The sequence below is a fragment of the Streptomyces sp. NPDC033174 genome, from assembly GCF_055577795.1.
In genome coordinates, this window is record NZ_JBVIPQ010000007.1 from 455,811 (window position 1) to 470,422 (window position 14,612).

A 14,612-nucleotide genomic window follows, 5' to 3' on the forward strand; every position below is an offset into this window, starting at 1 on the left:
CGGGCAAGCGACCGCTTAGTATGCGATTGAGCGTGGTACTGCCCGAGTCTTTGTGGAGGCCCTCAATGCAGGCATGGCGAGTGCACCGGAACGGCGAGCCGAGCGAGGTGATGCGGCTCGACGAAGTGGACCGGCCCACCCCGGGCGATGGGCAGCTGCTCCTGAGGGTCCGTGCGGCGAACATCAACTTCCCGGACGCGCTGCTCTGCCGCGGCCAGTACCAGATCCGTCCGCCGCTCCCCTTCACTCCGGGCGTCGAGATCTGCGGTGAGACCGAGGACGGCCGGCGCGTGATCGCCACGCCCGCGCTGCCCCACGGCGGATTCGCCGAGTACGTCGTCGCCGACCGGGCCGCCGTACTGCCCGCTCCCGACTCCCTCGACGATGCCGAGGCGGCCGCACTGCACATCGGCTACCAGACCGGTGTCTTCGGGCTCCACCGCCGTGCCGCCCTCAAGGAGGGCGAGACCCTGCTCGTTCACGCCGCCGCCGGTGGCGTCGGCAGCGCCGCCGTGCAGATCGGCAAGGCCACCGGCGCCACCGTCATCGGAGTCGTCGGCGGACCCGAGAAGGCCGCCGTGGCCCGCGCGCTCGGCTGTGACGTCGTCATCGACCGGCGCTCCGAGGACGTCATCGCCGCCGTGAAGGAGGCCACCGGAGGCCGGGGCGCCGACGTCATCTACGACCCCGTCGGCGGCGACGCCTACCAGCAGTCCGCCAAGTGCGTGGCCTTCGAAGGCCGGATCGTGGTCGTCGGATTCGCGAGCGGCACCATCCCCGCACCCGCCCTCAACCACGCCCTGGTCAAGAACTACTCGATCGTGGGCCTGCACTGGGGCCTCTACGCGCAGAAGGACCCGGCGTCCATCCTGCGCTGCCACGAGACCCTGACCGAGTACGCGGCCAAGGGGCTCATCAAGCCGCTCATCGGCGACCGGGTGGCCTTCAAGGACGCGGCGGCCGCCGTCCAGCGCGTCGCCGACGGTACCAGCACCGGCCGCCTGGTCGTCCTCCCGGAAGGAGCCGCCGCATGACCGACGCCGACGAACTCCGCACTCGTACGCAGGAGTTGCTCGCGTCCCACCCGCCCGCGACCACCGACCGCACCGACTTCCTCAAGGCCCGGTTCGACGCCGGTCTCGCCTGGGTGCACTACCCGGAGGGCCTCGGCGGCCTCGGCGCGCCGCGCTCCCTGCAGGCCGTCGTCGACGCCGAACTCCAGGCGGCCGGCGCACCCGACAACGATCCGCGCCGGCTCGGCATCGGCCTCGGCATGGCCGCGCCCACCCTCCTCGCGTACGGCTCCGACGAAGTGAAGCGGCGCTTCCTGCGGCCCCTGTGGGTCGGCGAGGAAGTGTGGTGCCAGCTCTTCAGCGAGCCCGGCGCCGGCTCCGACCTCGCCGCGCTCGCCACCCGCGCCGTCCGCGAGAGCGAGGACGGCGACTGGATCGTCGACGGACAGAAGGTGTGGACGTCCAGCGCCCATGTGGCCCGCTGGGCGATCCTCATCGCCCGCACCGACCCGGACGTCCCCAAGCACCGCGGCATCACGTACTTCATCTGTGACATGTCGGACCCCGGTGTGGACGTACGGCCCCTCCGTCAGATCACCGGCGAGGCGGAGTTCAACGAGGTCTTCCTGACCGGCGTACGCATCCCCGACGCCCACCGCCTCGGAGACATCGGCGACGGCTGGCGGGTCGCCCAGACCACGCTGATGAACGAACGCGTCTCGATCGGCGGTGCCCGTATCCCGCGCGGGGGCGGCATGATCGGGCCCGTCTCCAGGACCTGGCGCGAGCGGCCCGACCTGCGCACCCACGACCTCCACCAGCGCCTGCTCACCCTCTGGGTCGAGGCCGAGGTCGCCCGGCTCACCGGCGAACGGCTGCGCCAGCAGCTCGTCGCGGGCCAGCCCGGACCCGAGGGCAGCGGCATGAAACTCGCCTTCGCCCGGCTCAACCAGGAGATCAGCGGCCTGGAGGTGGAACTCCTCGGCGACGAGGGCCTCCTCTACGACGACTGGACGATGAGCCGCCCCGACCTGGTCGACTTCACCGGCCGCGACGCCGGCTACCGCTATCTGCGCTCCAAGGGCAACAGCATCGAGGGCGGCACCAGCGAGGTGCTGCTCAACATCGTCGCCGAGCGGGTCCTCGGGCTGCCCGCCGAGCCGCGCAACGACAAGGACGTCGCTTGGAAGGACCTCGCGCGATGACGGACCTGCTCTACTCCGAGGCCGAGAGCGACCTGCGGGCCGCCGTTCGCGCCCTGCTCACCGACCGCGCCGGCGCGAACGTGCTCCTCGGCCGGCTCGAGACCGGCAACCCGTACGTCCCCGGGCTCTGGAAGGCCCTCGCCCAGGACATCGGCGCGGCCGGACTGCTCGTCCCCGAGAAGCTCGGCGGACAGGGGGCCACCCACCGGGAGGCCGCCGTCGTGCTTGAGGAGCTGGGCCGCGCCGTGACACCGGCGCCGTACCTCACCAGCTCCGTCGTCGCCACCGAGACGCTGCTCGCGCTGGACACCGGCAGGCCCGACGTGGCCGAGGTGCTCGGCGCCCTGGCGTCCGGGCGCCAAGTCGGCGTTCTCGCCGTACCGCTGGCCACCGCGCCGGAGGACGAGCCACCGGCCGGCGACACGGTCAGCGGCGTCGCGGACGCCGCTGCCGCCGACATCCTGTTGGTCCTGCGGTCGGACGGCCTGTACGCCGTGCCGGCGGCGGAGGCCACCCTCACCCCGCAGACGCCGCTCGACCTGACCCGGCCGCTCGCCACACTCACGGCCGGCGGCGCGAACGGCACCCGCCTCTCGGACGCCGGGACCGCCCGCGCGGCCGTAAGGCGCGGGCTGCTGGCCGGCGCGGGGCTGCTCGCCTCCGAGCAACTCGGTCTCGCCGAGTGGTGTCTGGAGGAGACCGTCCGGCACACCCGGGAACGCCACCAGTTCAACCGGCCGGTGGGCTCCTTCCAGGCGCTCAAGCACCGGATGGCGCAGCTGTGGCTGGAGGTCGTCTCCGCCCGCGCCGCCGCCCGCAACGCGGCGGACGCGCTGGCCACCGGCAGCCCCGATGCCCCGCTCGCCGTGGCCGTGGCACAGGCCTACTGCTCCCGGGTGGCGGTGCACGCCGCCGAGGAGTGCGTGCAACTGCACGGTGGCATCGGCATGACCTGGGAGCACCCGGCCCATGTGGCCCTCAAGCGGGCCAAGTCGGACCAGATCGCGCTGGGTTCGGCGGGTCGGCACCGCGAGGCGCTGGCCGTCCTGGCCGACCTCCCGGCCCCCGGCTGACAGTCGCCGGAAGTGGTCCTCTCCGGCTCCTACGCGCCGGAGGGGGCCCGTCCCGGCCCCGTCCCCGCCCCCAGTGACCCGCCCACCGGGCCCACGTAAACGACCCACGAACGAAGTCGCCACACATCAGCACCCGTTCGGCGGACACGCCGTACGGCCGGATGACGGTCCCGTTCCGCCACACTGGCCGCCGAACGCCGCATTCACCGTGCGGCACAAGGAGGGTGAGGGACACGATGGCTGTTTCCATCTCGGTCGTACTGCTTCTGCTGATCCTGGCAGTGATCTTTCTCCGCAACGGCGGGCTCAAGGTCTCCCACGCACTGGTCTGCGCGCTGCTCGGCTTCTTCCTCGCCGGTTCCAGCATGGCCCCGACCATCGCCAACGGCGTCGCCGCGACCGCGAACGTGGTGAGCAGTCTCAAGCCGTGACCGTACAACCGCACTTCGCACGGACAACCGCATACTGCACGATCACGAAGTGCCCGTGAAACGCGGAGCAGTTCCATGTACATCTCTGTGACTCGGCCCTAACGTCGGGCGGCGGCGCGACCCCGTACACGCCACCCGAGGAGCCGCATGTCACCCCACGGAACCGCCCCCGATCCCCGCAGAGCGCGTCTACGGGAACGCGCCCGCTCCCTTGCGCTGCTGCTGATCGTCACCACGACGGCGTTCACCGCGGCCGCTCCGACCGCCGTCGCCGAGGAGATACCCAAGGCGCCGGGACACCGCCTCGTCGACTCCTACCGCGGCGCGCCCGCCGCCTCGCGTCCCGTACCGGGCGACGCGCCGCCCCAGCACCCCCATCTCGCGCCCAACGGCCGCAGCGGCATGCACGCCGACGCCGCCGGGAGCGGCACCCACCCCTACGCGGGGCCCCTCGGCCGCAACCCGACGGTGACCAGTGCGAAGATCGCACCGCTCGGCGGCGAATGCGCCACCGCCACGTTCGACTCGGCGGGCCGGCTCGTCACCGTCTGCGGCACCTTCTCCGGCTTCCTGCTCAAGCTGCTCGATCCCCGCACCCTGGACACCCTCGCCGAGTACAAGCTCCCCCAGCGCTCCTCGACCGTCGAGGCCATCACCCGGCTCGACTTCTCGAAGATCTTCAAGGACACCTCCGGCGGCGCCTACTTCTACCTCGACGACCAGGACCGCGTCGTCCTCGCCGACTCCCGCCGGCACGTCCTGCGGATCGCCCACCGCCAAGCCCCGGACGGAGGCCGGCGGTTCGTCGTCGTCGACGACTGGGACCTCACCGCGCACGTCCCGCACGACTGCGTCAGCTGGACCAACCCGTACCCCAGTGGTGTCTGCGACCCGGTCACCTCCGTGATGCCCGACTGGCAGGGCCGCGTCTGGTGGGTGACCCGGCTCGGCCGTATCGGCACCGTCGACCCGGCGACCGCGGCCGTCCGATCCGTACGCCTGCCCGGTGAGGAGATCCAGAACTCGTTCTCCGTCGCCGAGGACGGCGTCTCCATCGTCTCCGACCACGCCCTGTACAGCTTCCGGGCCGCCGCCGACGGCACACCGGTGATCCAGTGGCGCCAGACGTACGACCGGGGCGCCGGCACCAAGCCCGGCTCGGTCAACCAGGGTTCGGGCACCACTCCCGACCTGTTCGGCAAGGGCGAGCGCTATGTCGCGATCACCGACAACGCCGACGACCGGATGAACGTCCTCGTCTACCGGCGCGGCACGGACGTCCCGGCCGACCGGCGTCTGGTCTGCAGCGTCCCGGTCTTCGGCTCCGGCGCCTCCACCACCGACAACTCGCTCATCAGCTGGGGAAACAGCCTCGTCGTCGAGAACAACTACGGCTACGAGAATCCGGCGTCGCTCACCTTCGGACGCAGCGTGGTCGGCGGCGTCACCCGCATCGACGTGCGCGAGAACGGCAGCGGCTGCGACACGGTCTGGCAGAGCGCCGTCCGCTCGCCCTCGACCGTCCCCAAACTCTCCACCGCCAACGGGCTCCTCTACTTATACGAGAAGGAGCCCAACGCCCTCGGCATCGACGCCTGGTACCTCACGGCCGTCGACTTCCGCACCGGTGAGCGCCGCTGGCAGCGGCTCACCGGGACCGGCCCGCTCTACGACAACAACTGGGCGCCGATCACCATCGGCCCCGACGGCACCGCCTACGCGGGCGTCTTCAACGGCATCGTCGCCGTCCGCGACCAGGACTGAGCACGCACGCGGACGCCCGGGACCGAAAAGGCCCCGGGCGCCGCACCTACGTGGACCACACCACCCGTCACACCATCTCGGGCATCTCGCCCTCGGTGGTGCTCATGTCGATCACGGCGAACGCCGCACCCTGAGGGTCGACGATCGCCGCGAACCGGCCGAACGGACTGCCCATCGGCCCGAACACCAGCTGCCCGCCGTGCTTCTGAGCCTTCGCCACCGCCGCGTCGCAGTCGTCCACACCGAAGAACAGCTGGATGAAGGAGGGGATCTCCGCGGGGAAGTCCTCCGGAGTCATTTTCATCCGCCCGAGCAGCGGGTCCTCGCCCAACGAGAAGATCTTGTAGTCCATGTGTTCGGCCGCCATCTTCTGCACCTGGTAGCCGAAGACCGCGGGGAAGAAGGCGTCCGACTTCTCCGGCGTCCGGGTGAAGACCTCGGCCCAGACGAACGAACCCGTCTCGCCCTTCTTCTCGAACCCCTCGTGAGCGCCCGGCTGCCACACACCGAACGTGACCCCGCTCGGATCCTGCGCCAGGCACATCGAGCCGAAGTCGCCGACCTGCATCGGCTCCATGAGCAGGGTGCCGCCGTTGTCACGGATCTTCGCCGCGGTCGCGTGGACGTCCGGCGACGCGAGATAGAGACACCACGCCGACTGGCCTTCCTGGCCCGGCATCGGCGGGACGACGGCGGCGACCGCCTTGCCGTCACTGTAGGCCTGGGTGTAATTGCCGAACTCCGACGACGCCTCGCCGAAGGACCAGCCCAGCACGTCACCGTAGAAGCTCTTCGCGCCCTCCACGTCGGAGAACATCGCGTCGGCCCAGCACGGCAGGCCTTCAGGTTGTGCGGCCATGACTGTGACTCTCTTCTGTCCGGTCGGTTGACTGTTCTGCAGCCACGCTAGCCAGGGGCCCGGCTTCCCGCGCGGTGACGGAGTGCCGCCCGGGCACGGAACTCGTGATCACGGAGCGTGTCAGGCGCCGGCGTAGACGCCGATCCCGTTCGCCACCGCCCGCTCGACGCCACCACTCGGATGGTTGCGTACGGTCACGGTCGCCGCCCCGGCCGACCGGCTGACCAGCGTCGAAGAGCCCCCTCCGTCCAGGCTGAACGCGTCCACCGCCCCGAGGTCGGCCATCAGCTCGGCCGCCTCGGCGACGGTCAGCCCGCTGCGGAACTTCTCCGCGCCGTCCAGGGCGAGCAGCAACAGACCGTGACCACCGTCGGAGATGCCCGCCGCGGTGCGGACCGCCGCCGTGACCGTGTCCAGACCGGCCAGCGGTTGCCCGCCGCGCAGCACCGGGAAGCCACCGATCGCGAAACGGAACGGCACCTTGGACGCGGTGGCCACCAGACTGTGCCGTACGGTCACCGGGTCACCGACCTTCAACGCGCGCAGCGCCCGCGCTCCGGCCTCGCGGCCGACCAGCACCTCGGTGCCCTTGGGGATCCGGCCCCGCCCGGGGGTCGTGGCGACCGCGACGACACGCCCGGAGCGAACGGTCACCTCGCGGGTCTCCGCGCTGCACGGCGCGGCCCGGTTCGTGTCCGTGCCGCAGGTCGCCCGCAGCCGGGACGACTCTCCCCAGTCCGCGGTGAACGCCCCGACCGATCCGACGGGCAGCGCGTACTGGTTGAGCCCGCCCAGCGGCAGTTCCCCGGCGGGCAGACGCGCCGCCCCGTCCAGGGTCAGACGGTCGAGCCGTGCCACGCCGTCCGTCCCCACACCCAGGACGTCACGCGTCGAGGTGCCGGGCGGTAGAGCGGGGCCGAAGCGCTGGCCCTTCGGCACCGCGGCCTTGATGGCCCGCCCGTTCGAGACCGCCGGGCCGACCGGCGCGCCGGTCGCGTCCACGTCCGCGTGCTGGGTCTCGGAGATGTGGAAGAAGTCACCGTTGATGCCGGCCACCGCACCCGATCCGTTCGCGAGGGCGGACACCTTCGCGCGGGCGCCGACCACGCCCGGGTAGAGGAGGGCCACCGACACGCCGGGTTCACGCAGATCGACCTCGAGCAGATGCGCCCTGACCGGGCCCCCGTCCGCGACCGCATCGACCTGCCGGTAGCGGACCCCCGGAGCGACATCGGTCCAGACGGTGGCGGCGGCCACGGGCGCGGCGCCGACGGGACCGGTACCGAGGAACCCGCACCAGCCCAGACAGACCGTCAGAAGAACGAGAACGACGCGGAACGGAGTACGACGACGTGGCACAGTCCCCCCAGGGGTACGGGCAACTCACCCTGATCCCGGGGAGATGCCCGCCCTGGGGATCCAGGATCCGACCGGCCGGGAACGGGCCTCGACATCCAGAGGCCGACCGGCTCCCGCACACCTTCCACCACCGGGGAGGCCAAGGGCACGACCGACGCGCCGGTTCACAACCCGCCGCCGGAACGACCCATCGACACGCCGCCCTCGCATCACCCGCCCGGCTGATGGAAGATCGTGGTCGCGCATCGTCGCAGACGGGGGCACGCGTCCGTGAAGCATGCCGTACGCGAGCGCTGTCACCCCTGCCGCGGGTCAACCGGGCCTGCCCCCCCAGGGCGCTCAGGCGCACGCGTAGGCAAACTGCCCGACGACCCTGTGCCGGGAAGGGGAGGTGATGACCAGGGTGGCCGACGCGCGGTACTCACCCTGGCCGTGGAACGTCCACAGCAGGTGCAGCCGCGCCTGCTTCTGACCACTCGTCAGGGTTTCGGTCAGCGGCGCCGAGGTGGTCCCGTCGCTGCGCTCCCACCGGTAGGTCAGCGTGCCGGGCCGTCCGTCGGTCGTCACCATGCCCACGATGTCCGCGGTGCTGTCACAACCGAGCGTTTCCGTGGTCGTGACGGCGACCTCCTTCACGACCGGCCCCGGGCCGTACCGCTGCCAGGCGAGGAACGCCAGCACGGCGAGGAGCACCACGCCGGCGAGTGCGTACCGGCGCGCTCCCGTGCGGCGGCGCTCGGGTGGGGGCTCCTGGCCCGGGCGCTGCCCGGGCAGGGTGCCGTGCCAGATCTGCGGCGTCGTGGCGTCGCCGTACCCGTGATGCCGGGCGGCGGCGGCCGTCACGCCCGGGCCGAAGCGCAGGACCTCGCCCTCCACGCGGTCGGGCGTGACAGCGAGCGTCGGCGGGTCCAGGACGGGCGTGGGGCTTCCGGGTTCGACCGGCGCGGTCCCCGGTTCGAACCAGTGGCTGCCCAGGACGGTGGCGCTGTAGTCGTCGCTCCCGGCCTCGTCCGGCCGGCGGTTGTAGGAGTCCCGTGGATCGTTCATGAGATCGTGCACCGCCGGATGAAGATCTGTTGCGAGGAACTGCCGTTTCCGGCAGCCGGATTCGTCGTCGCGCGCACACCCCAGTAGCAGCCCTGCCCCTGGAAGGTGTGGGTGAGGGTGACCGTGTACTGCGTCGCTCCACTGCGCCGAACGCTCTCCACGCTCTCCTGCGCGCCCAGCTCACCCTTCGCGTCCCCGGTGAACCAGGCGATGTCGAGGGTCACCGGTCCGGTGCCGTCGGTCGACACGTCGAACGTGGCGGTGGCCCCGTCGGCGCTCGTCTGCCGCAGGCCGGTGACCGAGACCGATGTGACGCTCACCGGGGGAGTACGGGGCGGACTGGAGGTGGGTTCCGTCGGGGGAGGGGACGTCGGGGGCGGGGACGCGGAGGTCGGCTCGTACGACGGCGTGGGCGGCGCCGGCTCGGTACTCGTGTCGCCGGAGGCGGACGCTTCCGGACTGTCGGTCACCGTCGGCGTCGGCGTCGGCGTCGGCGTCGCGGAGGCGGAGTCCGACGGGGCGGGCCCGTCCGAGGGCGACGGGTCCCCGGTCGCGGTGGGCAGCGCGCTGGTGGTGGCGACGGCCTGGGTCGTCGTCCGCCCCGCGCCTTCGTCACCCGCGCGGGCGGCGACGGCGACCAGAACGGCGACCACCAGAGCGGCCACTCCGGTCAGCACCCCCTTCAGGCCCGGCCTCACACCAGGAACCGGCCGTTCGGGAAGGGTCGTCGTGGCGAGTTCGGTGGTCCCGGCGGGCGCGCCACCGGCCGAGGGGAGGAGCAGCGGCAGCAGGGCGACGAGCGCGGCGAGCGCGCGCCGGCCCCGCTCCTCCCAGTCGGGCCCGTAGGCGGCGGTCGCGATGCTCTCCAGCTCCGTGACGAACGCGGCCGCGTTCTCGGGCCGTTCCTGCGGCTGCTTGGACAGTCCCCGCCGGATCAGGGGGCGTACGGGTTCCGGCGCGTCCCCGTCGGGGACCGGCGCGCCGATGTGCTGCAGCGCCAGCTCGGCGAAGCTGTCGCCCGAGTACGGCTTTCGGCCCGTCAGACACTCGTAGAAGGTCGCGGTCGCCGCGTAGACGTCGGCCGCCGGCGACGCGGGCTCCCCGGTCCACTGCTCCGGAGCCATGTAGGCCGGAGTGCCGGCGACGCCCGGGGTGCTGCCACGGCCCGCCGCGATACCGAAATCGACCAGCTTGGACGAGCCGTCGGGCGACACGAGGACGTTCTCGGGCTTGTAGTCGCGGTGCACGACCCCCGCCCGGTGGGCGGCGGCCAGGCCGAGCAGCGACCCCTTGAGCACGACCAGCGCCGCCTCGGGACCGGTGGAACCCTCCCGCGACAGCAGCGTCCGCAGGGCGATGCCGTCGACCAGTTCCATCACGATCGCGGCGCCCGAAGGTGCCTCGACGTACTCGTAGAGGCCGACGACGTACGGCGTATCCAGACCGCCCAGGAGCCGTGCCTCCGCCCGGAACGCATGGACGAATGCGGTGTCCGCCCGCAGGCGCTCGCTCAGATACTTCACGGCCACCGGCACGCCGGTGGCGTCATGGACGGCGAGGACGACACGTCCGCTACCACCGGAACCAAGCTCCCGGGTCTCGGTGTACCCGGGCACCGTCCATGTGCTCATTGCGCCCCCTCGGCGACGCGGTGGCATGTGCGCGACCGCTGCTCGGCAGCTCACCCACCTTCCTCAAGGGGGACACGGTTCCGGCACATCCGGTTCCAGCCGGCGGCCGGCGAGTGTCGGCCGGTGAAGGCCGGTGCGGGCCGGGGACTTCCGGGGGGCGCCCCGGCCCCGTCATGCCTGCGGGAAGTCCAGCAGAGCCAGCGGCGCCGAGGTGGGCGCCGGGGAGCCGCCGCGCGGTTCGACGGTGATGCCGATGCCGATGCCGGACACCGGGTTCACCGGCCACCGCCTGATCGCGGGACGTGGACACGACCACGGTGCCCACCGCCCCGTCACCCAGCCGGGCCGTCGACACGTGCGCGTCGGGCGCCGCTCCGATCCGGACAAGGTCCTCGCGGACAAGGGGACGCTGACCAAGATCCTCACGTACCACGTGGTGGGACAGAGCTGACGCCCGCTCAGCTGGAGAAGGGATCGTACGAGACGCCCCAGAAGGGCATGCCGACCACCTCGGGCCCTGGTGAGGACTACCAGGTCAATGACGCGTCGAAGGTCGTCTGCGGCAATGTCCCGACCGTCAACGCGACGGTCTGCGTCGTCGACACCGTGCTGATGCCGAACTGACCCCCGAGCTCCTCGCGGTCGACGCGCACGGGCCGCCGCGGCTGTCCGCGGCGGCCCGTGGCCGTGGGGGGAGGGGAAAGGTCTCAGACGGTGAGCAGCGAGTCGTCCTCGGGGCGCGCACCCGGGAGCCGGTGACGGGCCGCCACGAGGGCGGCGTCCACGTCACGGGTGCCCGTGGCGATGCACAACGTGTAGGCCACGTCGTCCATGCGACGCCGCACCTCCGCCGAACCGTCCTCCGCGTGCAGGATCCTCAGCGTCTCGTACTGCTCGACCAGATTGCTCAGCACCACAGGATGGGCCATCAGCACGGCAGCTGCTCTCCCTTCACACGACAGGCGCGGATCGCCTGGAGTGGTGCCCCACTACCCCGGGTCCCGTCACCCATGCCAGGTGATCGCCGGGACGCGCGGAACGTGGCCGGTCTCACCCCTGCCGGCGGACGCCACACGATCGGCCCAGTGAAACCGGTCGCCGCGCCTTTCCCGCGCCGGCCGGGGAAGAGAACCGGCGAAGCACCCAGCCGGAACGGAGCACCCGCATGACCGACGCGCCGACCAAGGACGCACCGCACGACACCCCCGCGCCGCGCTGCCTGGTCACCGGGGCCACCGGCTACATCGGCGGGCGGCTCGTCCCCGAACTGCTGGACGCCGGCCACCGGGTCCGCTGCATGGCGCGGTCACCCGACAAACTGCGCGACCACCCCTGGGCGCGCCGGGCCGAGGTGGTCCGGGGCGACGTCACCGACGCCACCTCGCTCGCCGAGGCCCTGCGGGACATCGACGTCGCCTACTACCTCGTCCACGCGCTCGGCACCGGACGCGGCTTCGAGCGCACCGACCGGGAGGCCGCCCGCACCTTCGCCGACCAGGCCCGGGCGGCCGGGGTGCGCCGCATCGTCTACCTCGGCGGCCTCACCCCGCGCGGAGTGCCCGCCCAGAAGCTCTCCCCGCACCTGCGCTCCCGGGCCGAGGTCGGCCGGATCCTGCTGGAGTCGGGCGTCCCCACCACAGTGCTGCGCGCCGCCGTCATCGTCGGCTCCGGCTCGGCCTCCTTCGAGATGCTCCGCTATCTCACTGAACGCCTGCCGGTCATGGTCACCCCCAGCTGGGTGCGCACCCGCATCCAGCCCATCGCCGTACGGGACGTGCTGCGCTACCTCGTCGGCAGCGCCCGGATGCCGGACGACGTCAACCGCGCCTTCGACATCGGCGGCCCCGACGTACTCACGTACCGCGACATGATGCGCCGGTACGCGGCCGTCGCCGGACTTCCGCGCCGCCTCATCGTGCCCGTACCCATCCTGAGCCCCGGGCTCTCCAGTCAGTGGATCGGACTGGTCACCCCCGTGCCCCCGGCCATCGCCAGGCCGCTCGCCGAGTCGCTGCGGCACGAGGTCGTCTGCGACGAGCACGACATCGCCACCCATGTCCCCGACCCACCCGGAACACCCATCCCCTTCGACACGGCGCTGACGCTCGCCCTCCAACGCGTCCAGGACGCGCAGGTCACCACCCGCTGGTCCTCCGCCTCCGTGCCCGGCGCGCCGAGCGACCCGCTCCCCACCGACCCCGACTGGGCGGGCGGCAGCCTCTACACCGACCTTCGCGAGCGCACCGTGGACGCCACGCCCGAGGCGCTGTGGCGGGTGATCGAGGGCATCGGAGGGGAGAACGGCTGGTACTCCTTCCCGCTCGCCTGGGCCGTCCGGGGCTGGTTCGACCGGCTCATCGGCGGTGTGGGACTGCGCCGGGGCCGCCGCGACGCCGCGCGTCTGCGCGTCGGCGACTCCCTGGACTTCTGGCGGGTCGAGGAGATCGAACACGGCCATCTGCTGCGGCTGCGCGCCGAGATGCGGCTCCCGGGCCTCGCGTGGCTGGAGATGTACGCCGAGCGGGACGAGAGCGGACGTACGCGGTTTCGGCAGCGGGCGCTGTTCCACCCGCGCGGACTGCTCGGCGAGCTGTACTGGTGGGGCGTCTCGCCGTTCCACTCCGCCGTCTTCGGCGGCATGGCCAGGAAGATCGCGGAGACCGCCGCGGCCGCCGACGTCGCAGGCGGCACCGACGCCGGTGCGGGCCCGGCGCGTTGAACCCCCGCGTGCCCGGCCGCTTCGACGGCACCGCACACCGTGCGGCGCCCCGCCGCCCCGTACGAACGCCAGGAGTGGCGCCATGAACGTCTCGGTTGTCCTGTCACCTCGGATCTGCGGATCCACGACCACCCGCCCCTGCGCGCCGCGCTCGCCTCGGGCGGCGAGGTGGTCCCCCTGTTCGTACGGGACCCGGCCGTCGACCGGGCCGGATTCGCCGCGCCCAACCGGCTCGCCTTCCTCGCCGACTGCCTCGGCGACCTCGATGCCGGGCTGCGCGAGCGCGGCGGGCGGCTGGTGGTGCGCTCGGGCGATCCGGTCCGGCAGGTGTGTGCCGTCGCGCGCGAGGCGGGAGCCGACGACGTCCACATGGCGGCCGGGTGCAGCGGCTTCGCCCACAGCCGGGAGGAGCGGCTGCGCCGGGCCCTGGAGGCGGACGGGCGCCGGCTCCATGTCCACGACGGCGTGATCACGGCGCTGCCGCCGGGCGCCGTCGCCCCGGGCGGCTCCGGTCACTTCGCCGTGTTCACCCCCTACTTCCGGCGCTGGTCGCTGGAGCGGCTGCGCGATCCGCTCCCCCCGCCCCGCACGATCCGGGTGCCGTCCGCGGTCGCCTCGGAGGAGATCCCCACCCGCGCCGGTGTGCCGTCGGTCTCCGAGGGCGTGGCCCCCGGCGGGGAGAGTGCGGGCCGCGGGCGGCTCACCGACTGGCTGGCCCGCCACGGCGACGACTACGAGGGCCGCCACGACGATCTCGCGGGCGACGTGACCTCCCGGCTCTCGCCGTATCTCCACTTCGGAGCGGTGTCCGCCACCGAGGCCGTCCACCGGGCGAGGGCCAGGGGCGGCCCGGGAGCCGAGGCGTTCGTACGGCAGCTGTGCTGGCGGGACTTCCACCACCAGGTGCTCGCCGCCCGCCCGGAGACGTCCGCCGAGGACTACCGCACGCAGCACGACCGCTGGCGGCGGGGAAAGGAGGCCGAGGAGGATTTGCGGGCATGGAAGGAGGGCCGCACCGGCTACCCCGTCGTGGACGCCGCCATGCGCCAGCTCGCCCACGAGGGCTGGATGCACAACCGGGGCCGGCTGATCACGGCGAGCTTCCTGACCAAGACGCTGTACATCGACTGGCGCGCGGGGGCCCGGCACTTCCTCGACCTGCTGGTCGACGGCGACCTGGCCAACAACCAGCTCAACTGGCAGTGGATGGCGGGCACGGGCACCGACAGCCGGCCCAACCGGGTCCTCAACCCGGTGCTCCAGGGCAAGCGGTACGACCCCCTCGGCGCGTACGTACGGCGCTGGGTCCCCGAGATCGCCGAGCTGCCCGGCGCGACCGTCCACGAACCCTGGAAGCTCACGGGCCCCGAGCGCGCGCGGTACGCCTATCCCGATCCCCTCGTCGATCTCTCCGAGGGCCTCGACCGCTTCAAGCGTGCCAGGGGCAAGCTCTGAGCCGGATCCGGGGCCCAGGGCGTTTCGGCCGACCGGGCGAACGCACCCATCCACGA

11 protein-coding genes and 2 pseudogenes are annotated in these 14,612 nt (G+C 72.5%); 8 read left to right on the forward strand and 5 right to left on the reverse strand.

Going from position 1 to position 14,612, the window contains the following annotated elements; all coding sequences use genetic code 11:
• Nucleotides 1-65: 65 nt before the first annotated feature.
• The 5 genes from ACZ5VC_RS24090 to ACZ5VC_RS24110 all read left to right on the forward strand — a co-directional run bounded on the left by ACZ5VC_RS24090 (nt 66) and on the right by ACZ5VC_RS24110 (nt 5,486).
• A complete protein-coding gene (locus ACZ5VC_RS24090; RefSeq protein ID WP_469122094.1) occupies nt 66-1,034 on the forward strand; it encodes an NADPH:quinone oxidoreductase family protein in 969 nt (322 codons plus the stop codon).
• A complete protein-coding gene (locus ACZ5VC_RS24095; RefSeq protein WP_469122095.1) occupies nt 1,031-2,218 on the forward strand; it encodes an acyl-CoA dehydrogenase family protein in 1,188 nt (395 codons plus the stop codon). The genes ACZ5VC_RS24090 and ACZ5VC_RS24095 overlap by 4 nt, the downstream gene beginning before the upstream one ends.
• Nucleotides 2,215-3,291 carry an acyl-CoA dehydrogenase family protein gene (locus tag ACZ5VC_RS24100; protein WP_469122096.1) on the forward strand — a complete coding sequence of 359 codons (1,077 nt, stop codon included), beginning with the start codon at nt 2,215-2,217 and terminating at the stop codon, nt 3,289-3,291. Before ACZ5VC_RS24095 ends, ACZ5VC_RS24100 begins: the two co-directional genes overlap by 4 nt.
• A 236-nt stretch (nt 3,292-3,527) precedes the next feature.
• Nucleotides 3,528-3,722: a hypothetical protein gene (locus tag ACZ5VC_RS24105; protein ID WP_468709793.1), complete on the forward strand. Its 195-nt coding sequence runs from the start codon at nt 3,528-3,530 to the stop codon at nt 3,720-3,722.
• Nucleotides 3,723-3,869: 147 nt separating this feature from the next.
• Complete coding sequence (locus tag ACZ5VC_RS24110) at nt 3,870-5,486, forward strand: hypothetical protein (protein ID WP_469122097.1); 1,617 nt, start codon at nt 3,870-3,872, stop codon at nt 5,484-5,486.
• A 67-nt stretch (nt 5,487-5,553) separates the two neighbouring features.
• On the opposite strand, the gene ACZ5VC_RS24115 is transcribed toward ACZ5VC_RS24110, so the two are convergent.
• From ACZ5VC_RS24115 to ACZ5VC_RS24130, 4 genes are all read right to left on the reverse strand, one after another.
• Nucleotides 5,554-6,345 carry a VOC family protein gene (locus ACZ5VC_RS24115; protein WP_469122098.1) on the reverse strand — a complete coding sequence of 264 codons (792 nt, stop codon included), beginning with the start codon at nt 6,343-6,345 and terminating at the stop codon, nt 5,554-5,556.
• Nucleotides 6,346-6,465: 120 nt separating this feature from the next.
• A complete protein-coding gene (locus ACZ5VC_RS24120; RefSeq protein ID WP_469122099.1) occupies nt 6,466-7,704 on the reverse strand; it encodes a phosphodiester glycosidase family protein in 1,239 nt (412 codons plus the stop codon).
• A 339-nt stretch (nt 7,705-8,043) separates the two neighbouring features.
• Nucleotides 8,044-8,751 (reverse strand): hypothetical protein, encoded by a 708-nt coding sequence (locus tag ACZ5VC_RS24125; RefSeq protein WP_469122100.1) that lies wholly within the window; start codon nt 8,749-8,751, stop codon nt 8,044-8,046.
• Entirely contained in the window at nt 8,748-10,382 is a 1,635-nt protein-coding gene (locus ACZ5VC_RS24130) for a protein kinase domain-containing protein (RefSeq protein ID WP_469122101.1), read from the reverse strand. Before ACZ5VC_RS24130 ends, ACZ5VC_RS24125 begins: the two co-directional genes overlap by 4 nt.
• Before the next feature lie 370 nt (nt 10,383-10,752).
• Here ACZ5VC_RS24130 and ACZ5VC_RS24135 point away from each other — a divergent pair.
• Nucleotides 10,753-11,006: pseudogene (locus tag ACZ5VC_RS24135) on the forward strand (fasciclin domain-containing protein); the annotation flags it as partial.
• 83 nt (nt 11,007-11,089) lie between these two features.
• On the opposite strand, the gene ACZ5VC_RS24140 reads toward ACZ5VC_RS24135, so the two are convergent.
• Nucleotides 11,090-11,317 (reverse strand): DUF5133 domain-containing protein, encoded by a 228-nt coding sequence (locus ACZ5VC_RS24140; protein WP_468709783.1) that lies wholly within the window; start codon nt 11,315-11,317, stop codon nt 11,090-11,092.
• 230 nt (nt 11,318-11,547) lie between these two features.
• Between ACZ5VC_RS24140 and ACZ5VC_RS24145 the strand changes: the two genes are divergently transcribed.
• Both ACZ5VC_RS24145 and ACZ5VC_RS24150 read left to right on the forward strand, forming a co-directional pair.
• Nucleotides 11,548-13,101 (forward strand): SDR family oxidoreductase, encoded by a 1,554-nt coding sequence (locus ACZ5VC_RS24145; protein ID WP_469122102.1) that lies wholly within the window; start codon nt 11,548-11,550, stop codon nt 13,099-13,101.
• Between the two features lie 82 nt (nt 13,102-13,183).
• Nucleotides 13,184-14,556 (forward strand): annotated as a pseudogene (locus tag ACZ5VC_RS24150) (cryptochrome/photolyase family protein).
• The last annotated feature ends 56 nt before the right edge of the window (nt 14,557-14,612 follow it).